This window comes from Lysinibacillus sp. FSL M8-0216, assembly GCF_038595555.1.
GTDB classification, from domain to species: Bacteria; Bacillota; Bacilli; order Bacillales_A; family Planococcaceae; genus Lysinibacillus; species Lysinibacillus fusiformis.
On sequence record NZ_CP152007.1, the window covers coordinates 462,364 to 486,526 of the forward strand.

At 37.4% G+C, this 24,163-nt stretch carries 22 protein-coding genes, 1 pseudogene, 1 riboswitch and 1 other annotated feature; of the genes and pseudogenes, 18 read left to right on the forward strand and 5 right to left on the reverse strand.

Annotation, left to right across the window (positions count from 1 at the left end):
* Positions 1-13 precede the first annotated feature (13 nt).
* The 13 genes from MKX57_RS02210 to MKX57_RS02270 all read left to right on the forward strand — a co-directional run bounded on the left by MKX57_RS02210 (position 14) and on the right by MKX57_RS02270 (position 14,888).
* Positions 14-1,546 carry a CoA-acylating methylmalonate-semialdehyde dehydrogenase gene (locus tag MKX57_RS02210; RefSeq protein ID WP_043990114.1) on the forward strand — a complete coding sequence of 511 codons (1,533 nt, stop codon included), beginning with the start codon at positions 14-16 and terminating at the stop codon, positions 1,544-1,546.
* Positions 1,547-1,579: 33 nt separating this feature from the next.
* Positions 1,580-2,932, forward strand: coding sequence for an aspartate aminotransferase family protein (locus MKX57_RS02215; protein WP_342550717.1), 1,353 nt, complete (start codon positions 1,580-1,582; stop codon positions 2,930-2,932).
* 458 nt (positions 2,933-3,390) lie between these two features.
* Positions 3,391-4,974: a glutathione ABC transporter substrate-binding protein gene (locus tag MKX57_RS02220; RefSeq protein WP_089985980.1), complete on the forward strand. Its 1,584-nt coding sequence runs from the start codon at positions 3,391-3,393 to the stop codon at positions 4,972-4,974.
* Positions 4,975-5,044: 70 nt separating this feature from the next.
* A complete protein-coding gene (gene nikB, locus MKX57_RS02225; RefSeq protein ID WP_036145195.1) occupies positions 5,045-5,968 on the forward strand; it encodes a nickel ABC transporter permease in 924 nt (307 codons plus the stop codon).
* Between the two features lie 13 nt (positions 5,969-5,981).
* Positions 5,982-6,878, forward strand: coding sequence for an ABC transporter permease subunit (locus MKX57_RS02230; protein ID WP_342550718.1), 897 nt, complete (start codon positions 5,982-5,984; stop codon positions 6,876-6,878).
* 11 nt (positions 6,879-6,889) lie between these two features.
* Positions 6,890-7,882 carry an ABC transporter ATP-binding protein gene (locus MKX57_RS02235; protein WP_043990077.1) on the forward strand — a complete coding sequence of 331 codons (993 nt, stop codon included), beginning with the start codon at positions 6,890-6,892 and terminating at the stop codon, positions 7,880-7,882.
* Positions 7,875-8,840 (forward strand): dipeptide ABC transporter ATP-binding protein, encoded by a 966-nt coding sequence (locus tag MKX57_RS02240; protein WP_089985982.1) that lies wholly within the window; start codon positions 7,875-7,877, stop codon positions 8,838-8,840. The genes MKX57_RS02235 and MKX57_RS02240 overlap by 8 nt, the downstream gene beginning before the upstream one ends.
* A gap of 18 nt (positions 8,841-8,858) precedes the next feature.
* Positions 8,859-9,737: a sugar phosphate isomerase/epimerase family protein gene (locus MKX57_RS02245; RefSeq protein ID WP_089985983.1), complete on the forward strand. Its 879-nt coding sequence runs from the start codon at positions 8,859-8,861 to the stop codon at positions 9,735-9,737.
* A gap of 12 nt (positions 9,738-9,749) precedes the next feature.
* Entirely contained in the window at positions 9,750-10,808 is a 1,059-nt protein-coding gene (locus tag MKX57_RS02250; RefSeq protein WP_008176065.1) for a Gfo/Idh/MocA family oxidoreductase, read from the forward strand.
* A 1-nt stretch (position 10,809) separates the two neighbouring features.
* Positions 10,810-11,691, forward strand: a complete 882-nt coding sequence (locus MKX57_RS02255) for a sugar phosphate isomerase/epimerase family protein (RefSeq protein WP_342550719.1) — start codon at positions 10,810-10,812, stop codon at positions 11,689-11,691.
* A gap of 14 nt (positions 11,692-11,705) precedes the next feature.
* The gene (locus MKX57_RS02260) at positions 11,706-12,857 is read left to right on the forward strand and encodes an ROK family transcriptional regulator (RefSeq protein WP_090002471.1); all 1,152 of its coding nucleotides are present in this window, start codon (positions 11,706-11,708) and stop codon (positions 12,855-12,857) included.
* An 18-nt stretch (positions 12,858-12,875) separates the two neighbouring features.
* Complete coding sequence (locus tag MKX57_RS02265) at positions 12,876-13,877, forward strand: asparaginase (RefSeq protein WP_008176060.1); 1,002 nt, start codon at positions 12,876-12,878, stop codon at positions 13,875-13,877.
* Positions 13,878-13,889: 12 nt separating this feature from the next.
* A complete protein-coding gene (locus tag MKX57_RS02270; protein WP_090002473.1) occupies positions 13,890-14,888 on the forward strand; it encodes a BadF/BadG/BcrA/BcrD ATPase family protein in 999 nt (332 codons plus the stop codon).
* Positions 14,889-14,915: 27 nt separating this feature from the next.
* Here the strand turns inward: MKX57_RS02270 and MKX57_RS02275 are convergent, their stop codons facing one another.
* On the reverse strand, positions 14,916-16,082 hold the full coding sequence (locus MKX57_RS02275) for an FtsW/RodA/SpoVE family cell cycle protein (RefSeq protein ID WP_043990073.1): 1,167 nt from the start codon (positions 16,080-16,082) through the stop codon (positions 14,916-14,918).
* A gap of 244 nt (positions 16,083-16,326) precedes the next feature.
* Here MKX57_RS02275 and MKX57_RS02280 point away from each other — a divergent pair, with 244 nt between their 5' ends.
* Together MKX57_RS02280 and MKX57_RS02285 are read left to right on the forward strand one after the other, a co-directional pair.
* Entirely contained in the window at positions 16,327-17,997 is a 1,671-nt protein-coding gene (locus MKX57_RS02280; protein WP_342550720.1) for a methyl-accepting chemotaxis protein, read from the forward strand.
* A 348-nt stretch (positions 17,998-18,345) separates the two neighbouring features.
* The gene (locus tag MKX57_RS02285; RefSeq protein ID WP_008176053.1) at positions 18,346-19,299 is read left to right on the forward strand and encodes an L-threonine 3-dehydrogenase; all 954 of its coding nucleotides are present in this window, start codon (positions 18,346-18,348) and stop codon (positions 19,297-19,299) included.
* Between the two features lie 180 nt (positions 19,300-19,479).
* Here the strand turns inward: MKX57_RS02285 and trpB are convergent, their stop codons facing one another.
* The 4 genes and pseudogenes from trpB to MKX57_RS02305 all read right to left on the reverse strand — a co-directional run.
* Positions 19,480-20,643: a tryptophan synthase subunit beta gene (gene trpB, locus MKX57_RS02290; RefSeq protein WP_008176051.1), complete on the reverse strand. Its 1,164-nt coding sequence runs from the start codon at positions 20,641-20,643 to the stop codon at positions 19,480-19,482.
* 59 nt (positions 20,644-20,702) lie between these two features.
* Positions 20,703-20,903 (reverse strand) — a binding site (T-box leader).
* A gap of 66 nt (positions 20,904-20,969) precedes the next feature.
* Complete coding sequence (locus tag MKX57_RS02295) at positions 20,970-21,455, reverse strand: QueT transporter family protein (RefSeq protein WP_008176048.1); 486 nt, start codon at positions 21,453-21,455, stop codon at positions 20,970-20,972.
* 6 nt (positions 21,456-21,461) lie between these two features.
* Positions 21,462-21,506: riboswitch (PreQ1 riboswitch) on the reverse strand.
* Between the two features lie 276 nt (positions 21,507-21,782).
* On the reverse strand, positions 21,783-22,067 hold the full coding sequence (locus MKX57_RS02300) for a tyrosine-type recombinase/integrase (RefSeq protein WP_096363487.1): 285 nt from the start codon (positions 22,065-22,067) through the stop codon (positions 21,783-21,785).
* Positions 22,068-22,183: 116 nt separating this feature from the next.
* Positions 22,184-22,485, reverse strand: a pseudogene (locus MKX57_RS02305) (S24 family peptidase); the annotation flags it as partial.
* Between the two features lie 38 nt (positions 22,486-22,523).
* Here MKX57_RS02305 and MKX57_RS02310 point away from each other — a divergent pair.
* From MKX57_RS02310 to MKX57_RS02320, 3 genes are read left to right on the forward strand one after another with little or no spacing between them, the layout of a single operon-like run.
* A complete protein-coding gene (locus tag MKX57_RS02310; RefSeq protein WP_239354122.1) occupies positions 22,524-23,168 on the forward strand; it encodes an abortive infection family protein in 645 nt (214 codons plus the stop codon).
* Positions 23,158-23,580, forward strand: coding sequence for a hypothetical protein (locus MKX57_RS02315; protein ID WP_342550721.1), 423 nt, complete (start codon positions 23,158-23,160; stop codon positions 23,578-23,580). Before MKX57_RS02310 ends, MKX57_RS02315 begins: the two co-directional genes overlap by 11 nt.
* Positions 23,581-23,610: 30 nt before the next feature.
* Positions 23,611-24,066 carry a hypothetical protein gene (locus MKX57_RS02320; RefSeq protein ID WP_096363490.1) on the forward strand — a complete coding sequence of 152 codons (456 nt, stop codon included), beginning with the start codon at positions 23,611-23,613 and terminating at the stop codon, positions 24,064-24,066.
* Positions 24,067-24,163 lie beyond the last annotated feature (97 nt).

A 24,163-nucleotide genomic window follows, 5' to 3' on the forward strand; every position in this document is an offset into this window, starting at 1 on the left:
GAGAGGTTAAATGATGACAGTACAACAAAAAATGAAAACGCTAACACATTTTATCAAGGGGGAAGAGGTAGCTGGTACTAGTGGAAGATTTTCAGATGTGTATAATCCAACAACAGGTGAAACGATAGCGAGAGTCCCACTTGCTTCAAAAGACGAAGTACAGCAGGCCATTCAACATGCTAAGGAAGCCTTTCCTGCATGGAAAAAGGTGTCCATTGGGAAGAGGGTTGAGGTTTTACATCGATTCCGTCAATTGTTAGTAACAAAACAGGAAGAACTTATTGAAGTGATTTGTCAGGAAAGCGGGAAAACTAAAGAGGATGCCAAGGGCGAAATTATTCGAGGGATTGAATCGGTAGATATGGCGATTAGTGCCCCACAATTGCTAAAAGGGGAGTATTCCGTCAATGTAGGTGGCAATATTAATGCTTTTTCTGCCAAATCACCACTCGGTGTAGTGGCAACGATTGCGCCTTTTAATTTCCCTGTTATGGTCCCTTTAGCTATTACAAGTATGGCTGTGGCAGTAGGGAATGCTGTTATTTTAAAACCATCTGAACGTGTTCCTCATTCTGCATTATTTTTAAGTCAATTATGGAAAGAGGCGGGACTTCCTGATGGTATTTGGACAGTAGTGAATGGCGATAAAGAAGCGGTCAATGAGCTTCTAGAAAACAAAGAGATTCAAGCCATTTCCTTTGTAGGCTCTACGCCAGTAGCCGAATATATTTATCAAACGGGAACAAAGCATAATAAACGTGTGGCTGCTTTTGGTGGTGGTAAGAACTTTATGATTGTTATGCCAGATGCCAACTTGGAACAAACTGCGAACGCCTTTTTAGGTGCGGCGTACGGGGCAGCATCACAGCGCTGTATGGCGATTTCTGGAGCGCTTGTTGTTGGTCAAGATACAGAGCAACGTTTTACAGACATATTGAAGCATAAGATTTCACAGCTAAAGGTAGGTCCTTATACAGAAGAAGATGTCGATTTCGGCCCAGTTATTACCCAACAATCGAAAGAAACGATTATCAGCTATATTGATGGTGCTGTTACTGAAGGGGCAAATCTTGTCATTGACGGACGAAACCCTAAAGTATGTGAAACATCTAATGGTTTTTATATTGGGCCAACACTCCTCAATAATATTACGCCTGATATGACCATCTTTAAAGAGGAGGTCTTTGGTCCAGCACGTATAGTAGTGCGCGTGGAGACATTACAAGAAGCTATTGATTTAATTAATGACCATGAACTTGGTAATGGTGTAACGATGTTTACAAGCAGTGGTGCAGCAGCTCGTAAATTCCAAGAAGAGATTGAAGTGGGCATGGTAGGGGTTAACGTACCAATTCCAATTCCTGTCGGCTACCATAATTTCGGCGGGTGGAAGCGTTCTAAGTTTGGTGAAGGGTATATGTTTGGTCCAGATCAAGCGAGATTCTTTACAAAGGCGAAAACAATCTCGGAGCGTTGGCCGGATGAAACTGAAGATGCAACAAGCTCCTTTGCCTTCCCAAGTAATAACGATGCAACAAAAAGCTAACCTACTAAAAAATAAATGAGAGGGTGTTCAGCAATGACACAGACCAATCTTAAAAGTGATGTTTTAACAAAGGATGAGCAATATGTATGGCATTCAATGAAACCCTACAATCCACAAGCAACATATGTAGTGGAAAAATCAGATGGTGCAAGAATAATAGATACGGATGGCGTCGAATATATTGATGCCATGGCTGGGCTATGGTGTGTAAATGTCGGTTATGGACGTAAGGAACTGGCAGATGCCGCACATGAGCAAATGATGAAAAATGCCTATGCACCATTATCGCAGGGACATTTACCAGCCGTACAGCTAGCTGAAAAACTAAATGACTTGCTTGGTGGGGAGTACGTTATTTTCTTCTCTAATAGCGGATCAGAAGCGAATGAAACAGCTTTTAAAATAGCGCGACAATATCACCAGCAAAAAGGGCAAAGCTCCCGCTATAAGATTGTCTCTCGCTACCGCGCCTACCATGGAAATTCCTTTGGGGCATTAGCAGCAACAGGGCAAGCGGAACGGAAATATAAATACGAGCCACTATCTCCCGGCTTTATCCATGTTGCACCGCCTGATCAATATCGTGAACATGAAGATGATGCTGTTGCGCCATTAGATTTAGCGAGCGTAAGGGCTGTCGATAAAACGATGACATGGGAACTGAGTGATACGATTGCAGCCATGATTTTAGAGCCAATTATTACAGGTGGCGGTGTCATCATGCCTCCCGAAAACTATTTAAAAGGCATAGAGGAAGTGTGCAAAAAGCATGGAGCTTTAATGATAGTGGATGAAGTTATTTGTGGCTTTGGTCGAACAGGCAAGCCATTTGGATTTATGAATTATGGTGTGAAACCAGATATTATTACAATGGCTAAAGGGATTACGAGCGCATACTTACCATTATCAGCAACTGCCGTAAAGCGTGAGATTTATGAGGCTTTCACTGGCACAGATGCCTATGGCTATTTCCGCCATGTCAATACTTTTGGCGGCTCTCCAGTAGCATGTGCAGTTGCATTAAAAAATATTGAGATTCTAGAGCAAGAAGTGTTGTTCGACCGCTCCAAGGAAATGGGGAAGGCTACATTACAAATATTGCAAGAAAATTTACAGGATCATACGAATGTAGGAGATGTGCGGGGCAGAGGTTTATTAATTGGGATTGAATTAGTAGTAGATAAAGTCTCCAAAGAACCTTTACCAGTGGAGAAGGTAAATGCTGTTATTGCCACATGCAAAGAACAAGGGGTGATCATTGGGAAAAATGGGGCAACAGTAGCGGGCTTTAATAATGTTCTGACACTATCACCACCACTTAATATTATTCAAGAGGATCTTCAGCGTATACTTGATGTGGTCGTAGAGAGTATAAGAAAGCTGTAATACATGATGTTGGTTCTAAAGGCCTTGAAGGAAGGGCTTTTAGAACCTTTTTAAACAACTAGAAATGAATGCTCGGTAAAAATAATTATTAAATTTATAAAAATAATGCTGGAAAAAAAGTGAACTGTAGTTTATAGTTGTTAAAAAATAATAAATTTTCTGATAATTATGCATCGAAAGTGTCCTTGATCCTGGAAGGGGATATTTTTTTAATTACTTATTTTCAGCAGTGGAATAAATAAATCTTGTCGGTTGAACTATAGTTTCTGATGAAAAGCAATTGTGAAGTTGAGAAAGCAATGTCTTCCTTTGAATTGTCTTATCGTAATGAAAGTATAGTTTATTTTTTTGCCTATTTATTTTCATCAGTGGAGAAAATAAATAATTTTAGTAATTATATTTCTTAATGAAGCCATTAGGAGGTATTATTATATATTTTTACAAAGGGAGTAGATGAGATGAATTATGTTAAAAAATTGGTTTTTGTAATTCTATGTACGTTGCTTTTAGCAGCATGCGCAGAGAAAGACAATTCTAACGCATCAAACACTGGGGAAAAATCTACTACAGATTCAGGTAAAGCTAGTTCAAAAAATGAATTGGTCATCGCTGTAAATGAAAACTTTATTTCTATGGATCCACATAACACAGGAGATACCAATTCGGGTTCAGTGCAGGAGACGATGTTAGAGGGGTTACTGGGCTTCGATGCGGATGGACAAATAATTAAGGTGCTTGCAGAAGATTATACAATCAGTGAAGACGCACTGGAGTATACATTTAAGCTGCAAGAAGGGGTCACTTTCCATGACGGGGAGCAGTTTAATGCAGAGGCTGTAAAAGCCAATATTGAACGAATTATGAATGATGAAAGCTTACGCCTCTATTCACGTGGTTTTAGCTTAATCAGTCATGTTGAAATACTAGGAGACTATGACATTAAAGTGACTTTAAAAGAACCGTATGGACCGATGATTACACGATTCGGAGTGGCCAAAATGATTAGTCCCAAAATGATTAAAGAAAATGTAGCAGATATTCCTAAGCAGCCTGTCGGAACAGGTCCTTATCAATTTGTTGAATGGGTACAAGGAGATCATTTAACCATTGAAAAATTTGATGGCTATTGGGGTGGCGGTGACCGTGTATCTAAAATTACGTATAAACCAGTCCCAGAAAACGGATCTCGGGTGGCGATGTTAAAAGCTGGGGATGCACAGGTTATCTATCCTGTACCTGCTCAAAATATCGATGAGCTTTCTAACCATAAAGATGTAGAAGTTAATAAAGTTCCTTCAACAATTGCTCATTATGTTTCCTTAAATACGTATAAAAAACCGTTGAATGATAGTAAGGTTCGACAAGCATTTAATTATGCGGTGGACAAAGAAGCTTATTTAAAGGTTGTTAATGCAGGTCTAGGCTTACCGCTAGACTCCATTATTCCTTCCAAAACAGTTTATTATAAACAGCAAAAAATGTATGAGCACAATATAGAAAAAGCAAAGGCCTTGTTGGCTGAGGCTGGATATCCTGATGGCTTCGATATTGAAATCTGGGGAAATACGAACTCGGATACGATGAAGGGAATGCAGTTTATCCAACAGCAGTTAGGACAAATCGGTGTCAAAGTTGCGATTAAATCTATGGAAGAGGGTACTTTGTCAGATGAGATTTACGGGGCTCAAACACCAGATGATGCAAAATTACAAATGTGGTATGTGAGCTGGTCAGCCTATGCTTCTGATATAACAAATGCGACAAAACCACTTTTCCATAGTGTATCATTCCCGCCAAATGGTGCGAACACAGCCTATTATCATAACACTGAGGCAGATCAAATAATGGATGAGGCTAACTCCATTTCAGATGTAGACCGCCAAGCTGAGCTCTATGAAAAATTACAGGAAATCGTTTACCAAGATACACCTTGGATTTTCTTAGGGGTAGATGAGGTTGTATATGGTGTACGTTCAAATGTCAGCGGTGTATTAGTAAATCCAACAGGTGGGCTGGATGTGAAGAATGCAAAAATTGAGTAAAGCTACTCAATATAAAAGGAATTGATATAGGTCAATTCCTTTTCTACAAAATAGAAAGGAGGAGCTCGTCATGTGGAAATATACAGCAAGAAGAATTGTTGAAATGATACCGATTTTAATTGTTATTTCAATATTAACGTTTTTATTTATTCATTTCATACCAGGAGATCCTGCGCGATTAGTAGCGGGTAAGGATGCCACGATCGAGGATGTTGAAAACGTACGTCATGAATTGGGTCTTGATAAGCCTATTTTAAAACAGTATGTAGACTATATGAAAAATCTAATGACGGGTGAACTTGGGACGTCCTTAACAACAGGTCTACCTGTGATTGATATGTTTAAAACAAGGTTTATGCCCTCTCTTCAGCTTACCTTTCTCTCGATGTTTTGGGCTACATTAATAGGTTTAATGATTGGCGTTTTTTCTGCCATCAATAAAAATAAATGGCCTGATTATTTCGGAATGGTAACAGCGGTTTCTGGCATATCGATTCCTGGATTTTGGTTGGGACTATTACTAATTCAATTATTTTCAGTACAGCTAGGGCTATTCCCAACAGGAGGGTTAGATGGTTTCTCTAGTTATATTTTACCTTCCCTAACTTTAGGGGCAGGTATTATGTCAATGATTGCACGATTTACTCGATCTTCTATGCTCGAAACGTTACAGGCTGATTTTATAAGAACTGGGAGAGCAAAAGGTCTGAAGGAACACTCTGTCATAGTGACCCATGCTTTACGAAATTCTTTAATTTCTGTAGTGACGGTCGCCGGCCTACAATTTGGTTTTCTACTAGGGGGTTCAGTGGTAGTCGAGACCGTTTTTAGCTTTCCGGGGATGGGGCGTCTTCTAATCGACTCGATTGCATTCCGAGACTATCCTGTTATTCAGTCAGCTCTATTATTATTTGCGTTTGAATTTATTTTAGTAAATTTAATCGTAGATGTGCTTTATACAGTGTTAAATCCTAAAATTCAATTAGATTCTTAAGGGAGGGAACAGGATGACTTCACCAACTACGGTGCAAAATAGCCAAGTGCAAAAAACACAAAGGAAATACTCTCCTCTTAAGGAATTTTGGAAGTCTTTTAAAAAGCAAAAGGCTGCATTGTTAGCAAGCATCTTTATAGGGTTGCTAATTGTAATCGCTATCATTGGTCCATATATTGCACCCTATGATCCGTTTGAACCAAACTATGATGCCTTATTAGAAGGACCAAGTGCCAGTCATTTAGCGGGAACAGACGAATATGGTCGGGATATTTTTAGTCGTTTAATTGTAGGGGCAAAAATCTCCTTAATGGTAAGCTTTAGCGCGGTATTTTTGGGCTTAATACTAGGGACTATTTTAGGTTTAATTAGCGGTTACTTTAGTGGTTGGATAGACAAAGTTATTATGCGTAGCTGTGATGTATTGTTTTCATTTCCTGATTTATTGCTAGCCATTGCCATTGTCGCATTACTTGGTCCTGGGATTAATAATGTGATCATCGCTGTCATGATTTTTAGTGTGCCATCCTTTGCACGCTTAGTACGTGGCGCTACATTGAATGCGAAAGAAAATGTATATGTAGAAGCCGCACAATCAATGGGGGCCTCCCATGTAAGAGTGCTGTGGAAGCATATTTTCCCTGAAACGATTAGTGAACTAATTATTTTTGTCACAATGCGTATAGGAACAGCTATTTTAGCAGCTTCTGGCTTAAGTTTTTTAGGCTTAGGTGCGAGTCCTGAAATGCCCGAGTGGGGAGTAATGTTAAGTAGTGGACGCGACTACTTAGGAACATCTTCTCATGTAGTCATCATGCCAGGAATAGCTATATTTTTAACCGTACTAGCATTTAACTTAATAGGCGATGGATTACGAGATGTATTAGATCCGAAAATTAAAAATAATTAAGGAGAATGCCTATGACAGAACATGTATTACGAGTAACAGATTTAGAAACGTCCTTTATGCGTGATAAAACAGAGATCAAGATATTAAGAGGTGTCAATTTTTCGATTCGTAAAGGCGAGATATTGGGCTTAGTTGGAGAATCAGGCAGTGGGAAAAGCTTAACGTCTTTATCTATTATGCAATTATTTCATGGAACTACAGGCAAAATTGTCAATGGCTCTATTCATTTTAATGGGGAAGATTTGACCAAAATGTCTGAATCCGATATTCGGAAAATTCGTGGAAAACAAATGGCGATGATCTTTCAAGAGCCTATGACCTCTTTAAATCCCGTTTTAAAAATTGGTAAGCAGTTAATGGAAGCAATTGAGATGCATTTGAAGCTGCCAAAAGGTGAAAGTAAACATCATGCCATTCAAATGTTAAAGAGTGTAGGAATAGGAAGAGCCGAAGAAATCATTCATGAATATCCACATCAGCTATCAGGGGGGATGCGGCAGAGAGTGATGATTGCTATGGCGATGGCCTGCCACCCCAATCTACTTATTGCTGACGAACCAACTACTGCACTAGATGTTACGATACAAGCGCAAATTTTAGAGTTAATGAAAAAGTTAAAGGAAGAAAATGAAACAGCTATTTTATTAATCACACATGATTTAGGCGTTGTGGCCGAAATGTGCGATAAAGTGGTCGTGATGTACGCAGGGCAGGTTGTAGAGGAAGCAGATGTCTTTGAATTGTTTGCAAGCCCTAAGCATCCTTATACGAAAGGCTTAATTGCATCTGTGCCAAAAATTGGTGAAAAAAAGGAAGTATTAGATTCTATCAGTGGTCATGTACCATCTCCGCAACATATGCCGATTGGTTGTAAATTTGCTCCGCGCTGTCATCAAGTGATGTCTATATGTCATCAGGAATGTCCACCGACAGTGGAAATTTCAGCTACTCGCCAATGTAGCTGCTGGCTATATGTGAAAAAGGATGTGGAAATCAATGCCTAACAGTATATTAAAAGTGGAGAATTTAAAAAAGAGCTTTCAAATTGCGGGTGGGTTATTTCAAAAGAGACAACATGTTAATGCTGTAATAGATGTTTCCTTTGAAATAGAAGAAGGGACAACATTTAGTTTAGTTGGAGAGAGTGGTTGCGGGAAATCAACAACTGGCAGGCTAATCACTAGATTAATAGAGCCGTCAAGTGGAAGTATCGTTGTCGATGGAAAAGAAGTGGCTACTGCCAAGCAATCTGAATTAAAGCATCTAAGACAAACTGTCCAAATGATTTTTCAAGATCCTTATGCCTCCTTAAATCCAAGAATGAAAGTAAAAGAATTAGTTGGTGAACCGCTAGAAATTCATACAAAGCTATCAAAAGCCGAGCGTGAAAAGCTAGTACTCGAAATGCTTGAAGTAGTTGGCTTGAATGCTGATCATGCTGATCGTTATGCACATGAATTTAGTGGTGGACAAAGACAGCGTTTAGGGATTGCACGTGCTTTAATTACAAAACCTAAAATCATTATTGCTGATGAGCCTGTGTCTGCATTGGATGTTTCTATACAATCACAAATTTTGAATCTATTAAAGCAATTGCAGCAAGAATATAAAATATCCTATCTTTTTATTTCACATGATTTAAGTGTTGTAGAGCATATTAGTCATTATATTGGTGTCATGTATTTAGGAACAATCGTAGAAATCGGAAAAAAAGAAGCGATCTTTAATGATCCTAAGCATCCGTATACACAAGCCCTTATTGCCTCTGTACCGATTGCAGACCCAATGTTAAGAAAGAAAAAGAAAGTGTTGATAGGTGATATTCCAAATCCTAAAAATCCACCAAGCGGTTGTACCTTCCATACAAGATGTCCCTTTGCAGCAGATATATGTAAGCAAAAGATTCCGGAAATGAAAAAAATTAACGAAGAGCAAAGTGTAGCTTGTCACTTTGTCAATTGAAAAGGAGAGATGTTTTAAATGAAAGTAGGCTTAAGCACATACAGTATGGTCAAAAAAATGAAGCAGGGGGAAATGAGTGTTCTGGATGTTTTGCAATGGGTAGCGGACAATGGTGGTCAGCATGTAGAGTTAGTGCCCTATGAATTCACAGTAGTAGATAATGATGAGCTCGCCACTCAAATAAAAGAGAAAGCTGCTGAGCTAGGATTGGAGTTATCTGCCTACTCATTACCCGCAAACTTTATTCATGAGACTGAGGAAGCCTTTTTTGAAGAAGTGGAGCGCTTAAAGAAACACGTAGATGTTGTACATCGTATGGGTATCAAAATTATGCGCCATGACGTTACACTTTTTACTTTACCAAAGGAGCAAACAACCATTCATTATTACAATGAACATTTAGATGAAATGGTAAGGGGCTGTCAATTGCTTGCAGATTATGCGAAACAATTCAATATCACCACAACTATTGAAAATCATGGCTTTAATGTTCAAACAAGTGATCGTGTACAACAATTAATTCAAGCCGTTAACAGAGATAATTTTAAAACTACATTAGATATCGGGAATTTTTTATGTATAGATGAAGAGCCTCTTATTGGTGTTATGAAAAATATATCCTATGCCGCTACCGTGCATTTTAAAGATTTTTATATTCGCCCTTATTTTGAAAATCCCGGTGATGGCGAATGGTTCCGTACAGTTCATAACAATTACATCCGAGGAGCAATTGTCGGACATGGTGATATTAATATTCGAGAAATTATAAAGCTTGTCAAAGGCTATGGATACGATGGTTATATTACAGTAGAGTTTGAAGGTATGGAGGATTGTCAGGTTGGTTCAAAAATAGGAATGGATAATGTTCGTCGTTTATGGGATGAATGTAAGCTTTAAGGAGGGAAGAACATGGACAAATTAAAAGTTTGTGTAATCGGAACAGGCTCTATTTCGGATTATCATTTAGGCTCTTATATGAAAAATCCATCAGTTGAGTTATATGGTGTGTATGATACTTCTATTGAGAGGGGGAAAGCAAAAGCTGCTCAATTTGGAGCCACTCATGTTTTCTCTTCTAAAGAGGCATTATTTGCAGATAAAAATGTAGAAGCTGTCAGTATTTGTACATGGAATAATACACATGCAGAGCTAGCCATTCTCGCTTTAGAAAATGATTTACATGTACTTATTGAAAAACCCTTATCTATGACTTATGCGGAGGCATTAAACATCCAAAAGGTTGCCGGAAAACATCGTAAAGTATTTCAGGTCGGCTATGTAAGACGTTTTGCAACGAACACAAAGGTGCTGAAACAGTTCATAGATGATAATAAATTAGGGGATATTTATTATGCGAAAGCTTCTTGCTTAAGAAGATTAGGTAATCCAGGAGGTTGGTTTGCAGAAATCGATAAATCTGGTGGTGGCCCATTAATAGATTTAGGGGTCCATGTTATTGATATATGCTGGTACTTAATGGGGAGGCCGAAAGTGAAGCGTGTAACAGGTCACACCTATAATCAATTAGGAAATAGAAATCATATTGAACATTTATCTTTTTATAAAGCGGCAGACTATGATGCTACTAAAAATACAGTTGAGGACTTAGCGAACGCCCTTATAACATTTGAGAACGGGGCTTCATTAATGGTGGATGTTTCCTATACGCTACATGCTATAAAAGATGAAATGAGCATTAAGTTATATGGCACAAATGGGGGAGCAGAGCTAGAGCCTGAGCTGAAAATTGTCAGCGAGGAGCATAATACCATTTTAAATATTCATCCTCAAATTAATGATCTATCCTTTGATTTTGTAACAGCCTTTCAGAATGAAATCAATACGTTTGTTGATTGCTGTCTTCACCAATATGATTCAGTGGCACCTGTTGAGGATGGGGTAGAAATTATGAAGATTTTAGAGGGGATTTATATTTCTGCAAGACAAGGAAAGGAAGTCGTATATTAAAATGGTGAAATTGAACAATAGAATTGGTGTGATTGTAGACAGCTTTAGATTGCCTATTCGTGAGGGATTGCTAAAAGCGAAAGAGGTCGGTGCACAAGGTGTTCAAATGTACGCAGTTTCAGGTGAGCTAGTTCCGGACCATTTAAATGCTATACAAAGAGCTGAATTGAAGCAATATATTGTAGATTTAGGGCTCGAAATTTCAGCATTATGTGGAGATTTGGGAGGACATGGCTTTCAAGATAAACATGAAAATGAATGGAAAATAAAAAAATCGAAGGATATTATGCAATTGGCAAAAGATCTTGGTACATCGATTGTTACGACTCATATTGGGATCATTCCTGAAGATGAGAATGATCCAATCTATCAAACTATGCTAGAAGCATGTGAAGAATTAGGGCAATTTGCTACATCACTAGATGCTTATTTTGCAATTGAAACAGGACCAGAGACGAGTCAAACATTAAAGAAATTTTTAGATAAACTATCCACGGATAGTGTATCAGTTAATTTTGATCCTGCCAATATGGTAATGGTAACCAAGGATGATCCTGTGGCGGGAGTGAAGCTTTTAAGAAATTATATTGTACATACACATGTGAAGGATGGCATTCAATTACAGCAAACGAATCCAAAAGACGTGTATGGGTACTTAGGATACGATTCTGGAACATCTCATGATAAGATAGAAGAAATGGTGGAAAATGGGGATTTCTTTAGAGAGCTTCCACTAGGTCAGGGAGATGTCAATTTCGAGCTTTATTTTTCAGCTTTACAAGAAATCGGATACAATGGCTATTTAACTATTGAACGAGAAGTGAGATCAAATCCCGAAAAAGACATCAGAGAGGCTGTACAATTCATAGAAATGTTTAAATAGGGGATGAATCTAATTTGAAAAAGCAAGATCAAGTACAAATGAGAAGACAAAATAAGTATATTGTGCTTGACGCAATTAGGCAGATGGCACCGATTTCAAGAATTCAATTATCAAAGTATACAAAAATGAGTCCTACGACTATTACTCGTATTGTGCAGGAGCTAGAAGCGGAAGGCTTTATACTTGAAGGGGTTTCAGAGGAAACTGCCATTGGTAGACGGCCAACATTAATTCATATGCGTGAAGATGCTTTATATACTATAGGGATCGAGATAGATTGCTTTACAATTCGACTTGGTATATTAGATTTTTTAGGAAAACTGATCGCTTTTCAGGAAATCAAATGCAGCATAAAGCATCGTTATGAGGAAGCAATCCATCTATTAAAAAGCTCCATAGCGACTATTATGTCAGAATATCAGATTGCTCAGGAGAAATTATTAGGCATTGGAATAGGGGTACCAGGTGTCATTAATAACGAAGAAGGGATTATAGTTTCTTCTGAGCAATTAAAGTGGGAAAACTGCCGTATAGGAGAGGACCTAAATGGTGTTTTTGATTGTGAAGTCATCGTAGATAATGAATTGAAAATGCAAATCATTGCAGAAATTGGTGATATCTATACGCCTCTTTATTCAAATTGTATTTTAGTAGGGATGGGAACGGGCGTCGGAGCATCGATATTACTAAACGGAGAAGTGTATCGTGGCATTCAAAACAAAGCGGGAGAAATAAGTCATATAACGATTAATCCCTTTGGTGAAATGTGTCACTGTGGAAAACGAGGGTGCTTGTCGATGTATATTTCAGAAATGACCTTACTCAATAGAACGCCTAAAAATCTAAATATTCAATCAATAGAAGAGGTTTTACAGTGTGTGGATCGAGGCGAACAATGGGCAGTGGACATTCAACAAGATGTAGCTACATATCTAGCCATTGCTATCAATAATTTGGTGTGTTTATATGAACCGGAAGCCGTTATTGTTAGCGGTGAAATTATTGAGCACAATGTAACATTTCAAAAACTTCTTAGTGAAAAATGCAAACAATATATATGGAAAGAACTACAACCTCATTTTGTTTTACAGTTTTCAAACCAATTAAAAGAGGGCGTGGTCAAAGGAGCAGCATTACAGGCACAAAAGCAACTGCTGTCTGTTTAAAGAAAGGTTGGTTGATTCGTGGCTTACTCAGAATTTTTGAAAGAGTACCGTTCAGGATTAATGGAAAATGTGCATTATGGACAAATGAGTGCTGTGAATCTAGCGAAGGAAGAATTCGTTTCAGTTGGTCAAGATTATGAGCCTGTGTATTTTCGTTCTGCAGCAAAACCATTTCAAGCCATTCCAATTTTCATGACTGATTTTATAGAAAAGTATGAGATAACTTCAACGGAAAGTGCATTATTTTTGGCATCGCAAAGAGGTGAAATATACCATCAAGAGGCATTGACCTCTTTGCTGGAGAAAATTCCTGTTGGTGAAAATGATCTAATTTGTGCAGCGTCATATCCGCTTAACGAAGAACCAAAAACACTCTATATTCAACAAGGATTCCAAAAAAGGAAGCTACTTCATAATTGCGCAGGTAAGCATTTAGGATTTTTAACTGCTTGTCTGGCGAATGGCTATAATTTTCAACAGTATTGTCATCCAGATCATCCATTACAGCAAATGATAAAAAAATACATTGCTTATTTAAGTGACTATGATGAGGGAAAAATTCGCACAGGAATAGACGGTTGTGGCGCACCTGTTTTTGCGATTCCACTAAAAAATATGGCGATAGCCTATTTAAAGCTAGCACGGCCAGAATTGATTGATGATGATCAAGTTCGTGAGGCGGTAAAAAAGCTTACGACAGTTATGAATCAAGAAAATCAAATTATCGCAGCTGAAAATTTTATTTGTACAGCATTATTAAAAGATCCTAATATTGTAGCAAAGGGTGGAGCTCAGGGTGTATATTGTTTTGCTCTACGAAACGAAGGGGTAAGCTTTGCCCTGAAAATTATGAATGGCTCAGAAAGTCCATGGCCAAATGTAATTGCTTCTGTGTTAGAACAAATTCAGTATTCAAATGTTGAAACAATTGAGCGAATAAAAGCATTATCGCCTTCCTTTGTGCGAAATGACGCAGGGCATGAGGTAGGCGAAATCGTTTCCACAATTAAAATCGTATAGAGGTGAAGGCACTTGTATGTTTTGGCAATTGACGGTGGTGGAACGAAGACAATTGCTACCATCTCTACATTCAGTGGGCAAGTAATAGCCCTCGCAAAAACGGGTAAAAGTAACCCTACATCCATGAACATCGAGCAATTTACGCAGACGATAACAGAACTTATAAATCAATTGAAGAGTCAACAACCTCTCCATTTTCATCAACTAACAAAATGCCATGCAGGACTTTCTGGTGTGACAGAAAATAATAATGAGGACATTACACAGACATTATTAACGTCGCTTTTACCAAAGGGCTGTCAATTAACTTTATCAAATGATGGATTGAATGCACTGTATGCAGGGACATTAGGTCAACCTGGCATTGTTCAAATATCGGGTACAGGTGCGATTACATTAAGTATAGATTCAACTGGAAGAATTGAGCGGACAGCAGGATGGGGTTATATATTTGATGATGAGGGCAGTGGCTATGATATAGGTATTCGAACATTAAAGGCGATTTTTAAAGAATTTGATAAAAGAGGTCCAGAAACGATATTAACGGGCGCTGTATTAGCCTATTTTCAAGTGCAATCTGTGCCACAAATCATTGAAATTGTATATGGTGAAGGGCATCCACGAGATATAATTGCTCCGTTAAGTAAAGTAGCGATAGAGTGCACAAAACGTGGAGATATAGTAGCAAATACTATTATAGATGAAGTGTGCCATATTTTTTATCAAAGTATCGATGCTTGTTACAAAAAAAATCCATTCTTCGCTGAACGTGTAAAAGTCGTGTTAGCAGGTGGAGTTTTTAAGGAATTGCCATTATTTATTGAAAAACTAGCTGTGCTGGATAAAAAGTATAGCAATCAATATGACTTTATGGGTGCTTCCAGCTTACCAGTAGGTGGTGCCGCGTTAGCCGCATTAAAATTACCTAGTAAGGAAGCTGAAATATTTATAGATCAATATAATGAGAGTATTCATGAGTTTTTAAATGAAGATGAATCCCCCAGCAAGTAGAGAATATCCTTCTCTACTTGCATTTAGTTAATCTCCTCTTTTAAACATATACCCCTTATAGGATTTATGAATAATCATGACAATTCCCATTAGCATGAAATTTGACAATAGTGAACTACCCCCATAGCTTAAGAAAGGTAAAGTAACTCCAGTGACTGGTAAAAGTCCAAGTGTCATGCCAATATTTTGAGTAATTTGGAAGGCTAATAAGCTTGATATCCCTGCGCCCATTAATGTCATAAAAGGGTCTTTTGCTTCAACAGAAATAAGAACAATTCTGTAGATGACAAAAAACAGTAAAGCAATGACAAATGCCCCGCCAGCAAACCCTAATTCCTCGGCAATTGCAGAAAAAATAAAATCAGTATGCTTCTCTGGCACATAAACATTATTATTCAGATAGCCCTTCCCGAAAAATTCCCCCGACCCGATGGCTAAAAAGCCTTGGCGAACCTGAAACGAAGAATCTATGTAATCATAAGGCTGTAGCCACCCATAAATACGAGATACTTGATGTCCTGATAGGGCACCTAAAATTTTTTCTGTAAAAAAATCATTAAATCTGACATAAAGTACTACAACTGTACTGATTAAAACTAGAGGTATGGCCGTAAATACAATCAGTAATTTCCTATGTATGCCTGAAAAAAATAACATGGGTAGAATCATTGCCATGTATAACATAACCATGCCTGTGTCGGGTTGTTTATAAACAAGGAGCGAAGGGGGAAGGACAATAAGTCCAATTTTCACAAATAGCCATAAATCAGCTAGATAGGAAGGACGTGCATTTTTCTCTTGATGAGAGATAATGATTTTACTCACAACAATTAAAAAGGCAAATTTTAAAAACTCCGATGGCTGAAGAGAACCTAGAAAGGGTATTTGATACCAAGATTTAGCCTCGTTTATCGTCCGTGCAATACTCTCTGGTGCTACTATGAGTCCAGCAGTTAACGCTACCGCTAATCCATAAAATGGCCATCCAATCTTTTTTAATTGTTCAATATCAAGTAAAGAAATCCCAAACATGATTATAAATCCAATAAGATAAAAGATAAATTGCTTAACAATGAAGGAACTGGCATATTGTCCGAAATTGACACTGCTAGAATGGACAAAAAGGCAGCTAAAACCTCCAAGTAAAAAGAGGCTCACAACTAAACTTCCATCCAATTTCTTAAGCTGCGACAAATGTAACACCTTCTTTCTATAGTTACTACTATAAACGCTGGTAATGTGTGGAAGGTTGCAACTATTTGTATGATGTAAATAAGGGATGATGGTATGAATCAATTTGTGCTGTAAATTACCTATTTGGGGCTGGTGAATGGGCATAATTTCTTAATTCTTCGTCTAATCTTTACAAAAACATAACACTGGCTTTATATCTTCATACTATCATTATTGGTAAGAGTTGGAGGAGGAGCCAGAGAACATGCATTTTTTTCGTTTCATAAAGGTGAAGGACAAGTTACTTGTACTTATGATTGTTTGTGTATTATCGAATGTATTGCTAGGTGTATTTAGTGTGGATTATTTAAGGAAAATGTCGTGGCATGCAAGTGAGAGTTACAAACAGGGGCTTGTTCCAATTGGGTGGCTAAATGAGCTGGAAGAATCGCAACGTCAGTTAGATTTTATCGTCGATTCTGATGGCAATTATACAGGAATGTCTTCCATTTTAAAAGACGTGGATAAGCCGTTAGACCATTTAAAAAGCCAAGAAATTGATAAAAAAACGAGTCATCAAATTAATAAGTATAAGTCCTTACTAGGGAAGCAGAGAGAATTGATTGAGGGCTACCAGCAATTGACCCAAAGTGAACAAGAGAAATTTTATTCGCAGACATTTCTACCATTAAGTCAGGAAATTCATACATTATTAGAAGAAACACAAAACTATCTTATTCAACGAGCAAAAGACCAACAACAGTCCTATCAAGAAGATGTTCAATTTGGTTATTGGTTGCTTGGTGGTGTGTGTTTAACAGTTGTGATGCTAGTTATTATTATAGGATTTATAGCAACAAAAGCGGTCAATGTCCCTACACGGCAATTAAAATCATTATTAAAACAGGCTGAACAGGGTGATTTCACTGCCAATGCAAGTTATGTGGCCCATGATGAGCTTGGTGAGGTAGTGCTATCTTACAATCAAATGGTCACAGAAGTGAAACGTTTGCTCCATACAGTTACGGACAGTGCCTACGAAGTGGAGGAAATGACCGGGAAATTGCAGGAGTCCTCGGAGGAATCTTCAACAACGACATTGAAAATAGCAAAAGATGTACAGTCTATTTCAGATTCAACGGCAGCGTCTACTGATAAATTGGCTTCCAATACATCATCTTTAGAAGAAGTTTTAAATGATGTACAAGTTATATTAGAAAAAATTCAAATTGTAGAAAACTTCGCTCATAAAACAGCTCGAGATGCGGAAAGCGGAACTGAAATTGTGCAAGCCAATTTAGCACAAATGCAGACAATTAAGCAAGCTGTAGAGAAATCCAATACAGCCATCTTTAATTTAGTCGAACGAGCATCATCAATCGATCAAATGATTGAGGTCATTGAAAAAATAACAGCACAAACAAATCTATTAGCGTTAAATGCATCGATTGAAGCGGCAAGAGCGGGCGAGCATGGCAAGGGATTTGCGGTAGTAGCGAACGAGGTACGCAAGCTTGCAGAGCAAACTGTTCATTCAACGCAAACTATTACGTCCATTGTACAAAACATTCATCTAGATTCAAGCTATGCAGTACAGATGATGGAGGGTGTGCTTATGGCAACCGAAAAAGGAGTTGCTGTAACAGGACAAACGGCCTCTAGTTTTGATCAGATTTTAGAAAAAGTACATACAATCAAGCCTTATATTATGGAAGTCTCTTCTACAGTCCAAGAAATTGCCAATCATACAAAAACGGTTAGTGAGGATGCGGTTATGCTGACATCGTTATCTGATACGAATACTGTATCGACGAAGCATGTTGCTGCTTTAACAGCCGATCAATTAACAGCACAGCAACAATTCCACAATTATATTAAAGAATTACGAAAGGTATCGAAAGTGCTACAAATAGCCGTTAAACGTTTTTCAATATAATTTAGTCCTTCATATTTTAATGGCTATAGAATCTTCTTTGCAAAGTTAGCAAAGGGGATTCTTTTTTATTTGCTCTAATAACTTGTTGGATGGGAGTTTCAATATATGTCCTCTGAGAGTGTACAAATGTATTTGATATATTTTTGTAGCACAATAATTTAAAATGTTCATATACTGAGAAGTAAGGGATAGTATGTTTCTTTTATGAATATTTTTAATATAATTGTTGTATTTTCAAAACGAACACATTATAATGAATTTCATTGAAAGTGTTATTAAATCAATGTTTATTAATATATTTTTGTACTTTCGGTAAGTACAATTGTTCACATGTGGAGGTTTTGAGAAATGAAAAAAATTATGGTTACCGGAGCACTTGGTCAAATTGGTTCTGAGCTTGTAGAAAAACTTCGTAGTATTTATGGAGAGGACAATATACTTGCTACTGACATTAGAAAGCTTGACCATACTGAGGGCCCGTTTGAGATATTGGACGTTACAGATGGACAAAGAATGCATGATTTAGCAAAGGACTTTGGTGCTGATACAATGATGCATTTAGCAGCACTATTATCAGCTACAGCTGAAAGAAATCCTTTGTTGGCTTGGAATTTAAATATGGGTGGATTAATGAATGCTTTGGAAGTTTCACGAGAGTTAAATATGCAATTCTTCACACCAAGCTCAATAGGGGCATTCGGACCATCTACACCGAAGGAAGACACACCTCAGGATACATTGCAACGCCCGACAACTATGTATGGTGTTAATAAAGTGGCTGGCGAATTATTATGTGATTATTACTTCAGCCGTTTTGGAGTAGATACACGTGGTGTCCGTTTCCCAGGTTTAATTTCTTATGTAACACCTCCTGGTGGTGGTACAACTGATTATGCGGTAGAGATTTTCTACGAAGCGATTGAACAAGGTAAGTATACATCTTATATTCAAGAAGGTACGTATATGGATATGATGTACATGCCAGATGCTTTACAGGCAATTGTTGATTTAATGGAAGCCGATGGTAGTAAGCTTGTTCACCGCAATGCTTTTAATATAACAGCAATGAGTTTTGAACCATCGCAAATTGCAGCTGAAATAAAAAAACATTTACCGAACTTTACAATGAACTATCAGGTTGACCCAGTTCGTCAGGCAATAGCAGATAGCTGGCCAAACTCAATAAATATTGAAGCGGCACAAAAAGAGTGGGGCTTTAAAGCAGAGTACGATTTGTCAAAAATGACGGTAGATATGTTAGAAAAGCTAAAAATTAAACTGCATAAAAGAGCGATTTCATAATAGCGACTGAACGGATGATTTGATAGACTTCATCCGTTTTTTTATGAAATAAATGGGGGATATATATTCTTATTGGAATAGATTCGTTTATACTTGTGTTTCAAGATCAGCAGACATTACATCATTAGTGTAAGTTGAAGAGCGATTTCCAGTTTAGGAAATCGCTCTTTCAGGTTTAAATTATTTATTTAACATATGAAAAACTTGCTCAACGTCCTTATCGCCACGACCTGAGATATTAATAATAATAATTTCATCAGTTGTAAGAGTAGGCGCTAGTTTTAGTGCATGGGCAACTGCATGAGAGCTTTCGAGTGCAGGAATAATACCTTCTACCTTCGAGAGCACCTGAAATGCCTCTAGGACTTCTTCATTTGTCACGGTAACATACTCTGCACGACCAATTGTTTTTAAGTGACTGTGCTCAGGTCCCGCACCTGGGTAATCTAACCCTGCGGCAATCGAGTATGTTGGTAGAGGGTTTCCCTCTGCGTCCTGTAGCACTAAGCATTTGAAGCCGTGTAGTTCTCCAGGCGTTCCTTCGTTAAGTGTAGCAGCTTGATCTGGCTCTATTCCGATAAGACGAACATTTTTATCAGCAATAAACTCTGCGAATGCCCCTATAGCATTACTTCCACCGCCAACACAGGCTAGGACAGCGGTTGGTAGTTTTCCTTCTTTCTCCAAAATTTGTTCGCGGCTTTCGCGGCTAATAACTGATTGGAAATGTTTAACCATTGAGGGGAATGGGTGCGGCCCAACAGCAGAGCCCAATAAATAAAATGTCGTTTCGTAGTTTGCCACCAAATCAGCGAATGCTTCATCAACGGCATCCTTTAAACGTCCTTGCCCCTTATCAACAGCTACTACCTTTGCTCCAAGAAGCTCCATTCGAAATACATTTAATGCCTGACGTTTAGTATCCTCTAACCCCATATAAATAGTACAATCCATCCCGAACATGGCACAGGCAGTAGCGGTTGCCACACCGTGTTGTCCTGCACCAGTTTCAGCAATAACGCGATTTGCTCCCATACGTTTTGCTAATAAAATTTGACCCAATACATTATTGATTTTATGTGAGCCCGTATGGTTAAGATCCTCACGCTTTAAATAAATTTTTGCGCCAGCCAATTGCTTTGTTAAATTTTCTGCAAAATAAAGGGGGGATTTGCGACCGACATATTCATGGAAATAATAATTCAATTCTGTATTAAAGTCTGCATCTTCTTTGAATTTTTGGAAATTTTCATCCAAAATAGTTAATACATGCTGAAGCTCCTCTGGAACGAAGCTTCCACCAAATTCTCCGAAATATCCTTTATTCTCTGCTACTGTACTCATCTTTCCTCGACTCCTCTACGCTCATTTTTTCATAAAAAAAAGCCACTCCAATCCTCTGTAAAAAGGACGAGTAACCGTGGTGCCACCTTTATTCGCAATTGATGCGCGCTTTCTAACTCCGATAACGGGGAGCAAATCGGCCTTACATTGGATTAAGGCTGCTCTGAAGTCCATTCACAAGTACGTACTACTGGTTTACACCGACCACCAGCTCTCTTTAAGTAACGATGCTTGCTACTATTCTTCTTCTTCGCATTTATTAGAAAGAATTGTAGAATGTTTTCAGAATATTGTCAAGAAAAAAAGACGAATCTTGTAAGACTCGTCTATTCAATCATCTCTTTAAAGTGAAGGCGTTTATTGAGTATATACATAATAGGTGCACCAACCGCTAAGACAACGAATTCACCTGCCGCCACCGTGAGCCAAGTCCAAAAGAATGGTAGCTCTAGGGCTAAATTCAATTCAAAGGCGATTATAAACATTGTGCATGTAAATAAAAATGTATTGATGATTAAACGTGCCCAAATATGTTTAACAAATTTACAAATCAAAATGAACAAACCCAATGTAATCATAGAATGTCCAACACCAAATACTAAGTCGTAGATACCGAGTGGTGAAAAGATATTAGAAATAAATACCCCTATTATGATACCAACGGCAAAGCGTGGATTAAAGGCCACTAAATGGTTGAAAATTTCAGATACACGGAACTGCACCTCTGTAAAACCAAATGGTGCAACAAGCATCGTCACAGCAATGTAAAGAGCTGCAATAATACCACTTGCTGCTAAAAATTTTATCTTCATATTCATTTCTCCTTAGTTTTTTTTCGTGGGATGGTTACGAACCACGTAGAGCAAGTGCAATCATATCAGTATTCATGCGGGTTTGTAAATAACTATGTGTAAATAATGTGTAAAATTATAAAGCGGCTAGAATATTGACCATATTATTTTCATCTTCTTCTCGAAGTTCTTTAATGAGGTGTGTGTAAATTCGAATTGTTGTATCTACATCTGCATGTCCAAGTCGGTCGGAAATATACTGAACTGTTTGTAAAATAAAATACTAGCGTGAGAATGGCGTAAACCATGAATTGAAATTTCTTCAATCTGTAATTCACGAAGTATTTTTTAAAATGCTTTATTAACACCTGTATTGCTGAAAACTTTGTATTTAGAAGCGGGATTATAAAACACTAACTTATGAATATTTTCAGGTGTCACTTCAAAAAAATGATTGAACAGACTCATCGTTACCTTGTCTATTTTAATTATGCGGTTTGAACTTTTCTTTTTGGTCTTTTTCTTACCCTCATCATAAGAACTTGTATATCCCCATGTTTTGTTAATGTTGATGGTGTTGTCTTTGAAATTAAAATCTTTTCTAGTAAGTGCGATTATTTCAGCAAAGCGCATCCCTGATTTCAAAGCTAAAAAATGTAGTATACAGGTCTATTATCTATTTTTAGTGATTCCATTAGATAACCGGACAACAACTTGCTTTCTGTATAGTTAATGTGCTTTTCATGTCTTGGGTTATCGGGCATTAAAAATACTGTCTCAGCTTGTCTTTTTACTCTTTTAAGAGAGCCTCTGTATCCCCATTAACTAAGACGGCAGCAATTTCACCGTTCTCAACCTCTGGTTGTTCCCGTATTAAGACGTATGATCCATTCGGAATAGTAGGCTCCATGCTATCGCCTTTTGCTTGTAAATAGAATAGATTTCCACTTGGTAAGTTGTCAGGTGACTCATATCTGTAACCAGTTAAGTTTTCATCTGCCGTAATCGGGTCGCCACATGCAATTTTACCCAAAATTGGGATTTGTACAGTAGCAGGAGAAAAAGCAATTATGTTGTTAGTTGTAATTGGTGTATCCCAACCCATTAGGTGAGCAGGAGAAACATTCAATACACTCGCTAATTCAATCTAAAATTCTAATAGGTGTTCTAGAAAAGTATCCATTAGAGATTTTCGAAGAAAGACTAGAGAATGCATTACTAAAACAAGTTGAATTTTCTAATAAAGAGAAGTTACATGGAAAAATAACACAGTGGATTACACAATTAAAGGGAGAACTAATTGAATATGGAGAACTTAAGCATGATATTGAGTTTGTAAAAGAAGTATTGTTGCAAGCAGATACTTTGATCGATAAACATTCTTTTAGTAGTGCCGTAGATCGTGCTCACACAGCACTACATGGATATTTAAAAGCAATATGTGATGAACAGAATATTACCTTTGATGAACAGAATATAAAAATTCAAGATATGTGGGGAAGGTTGAAAATATCCCATCCAAAATTCAATATTAATGTAAAAGATCATCACAAACCTATTAATCAAACAGTCAACGCTATTGGCAAGTTTTTAGAGAACATGAATGATATTAGAAATAATCATGGTTTCTCTCACCCTAACGAAGATATAATAGAGGAAAATGAGGCGAGGTTTATTATTAATTTATCAAGAGTTTTATTGTTTTATATAGATAGCAAAACACATGATTCCTGAAATCCGAAAATTCCTACTTGCTATGATTATTGCAGCATCATTAGTTACTGTAGTAGTAGTTGCGAAGGATCAAGTAAAACCTGAACTGATTTCGAGATTGAAAGACAAAAATCCAACAATTATTTATCGCAGTGGTAGTGGAAATGGCACAAATTTAACTCCAAGACGTCAAGATACTGGAGGGCTTTCTTATAACTTAAAAATGCCTAGTGGTTCGTTTACAGCAACTACCATAGAAGCTGTAAATAAAACAGGGTCATTAAAAGCTATTAAAGATGGTGGTAATCATGTTTCTGTAAAAACAGATAAGGCATCAGAAATGAAAGGTTGGATTGATAGTCGAGACAATGCAAATGACAAACCGCATAAATACACTAGGATTCTACAGGGAATTTCTGTGAAAGTTAAATAAGCAACATTTCTATGAAAGGTATGAATTTTTATGGAAGATAATTTAGTGATTTATTATTCCTATAATTTGAATTGGAATTTACCAAAGACAATTCAAAACGAAGCAAAAGCATTTCTTTGTCAAATTAACAATGAACAATTGCCACTTATATTTCAAAAATATTCAAAAGAATGTTGGGAGAACGCAGTCGATGTCGTCATATCTATCGGGTATCCAAATAATAAAGTGGCCTTGCCTAGTTTATATGAATTATTTAAGGATTTGAATTGGCCAGGAGCATCAAAAGCCTTAGATTATTTAAAGGGTCTAGAACGTCATGTGAATAGTATTTATATAGAAAATGCTTGTGCTAAAGCTGTTGAGGAAAATGATACGGAATGGCTTTACTTTCTGTATGAGGTAAGTGTACAACTTCACATTAATAAAGATGATTTTAAAGATAGTAAACTATATCACGGAATGAAAAATGCTTATGAAGAAGCTTAAATTGAATATTTTTATTGAAAAAGGCTGGGACAAAACTAGCTAATATTCAAGATAAAAGGGAAATCGATGCTTTTCGATTTCCTTTTTTGCTTACTTG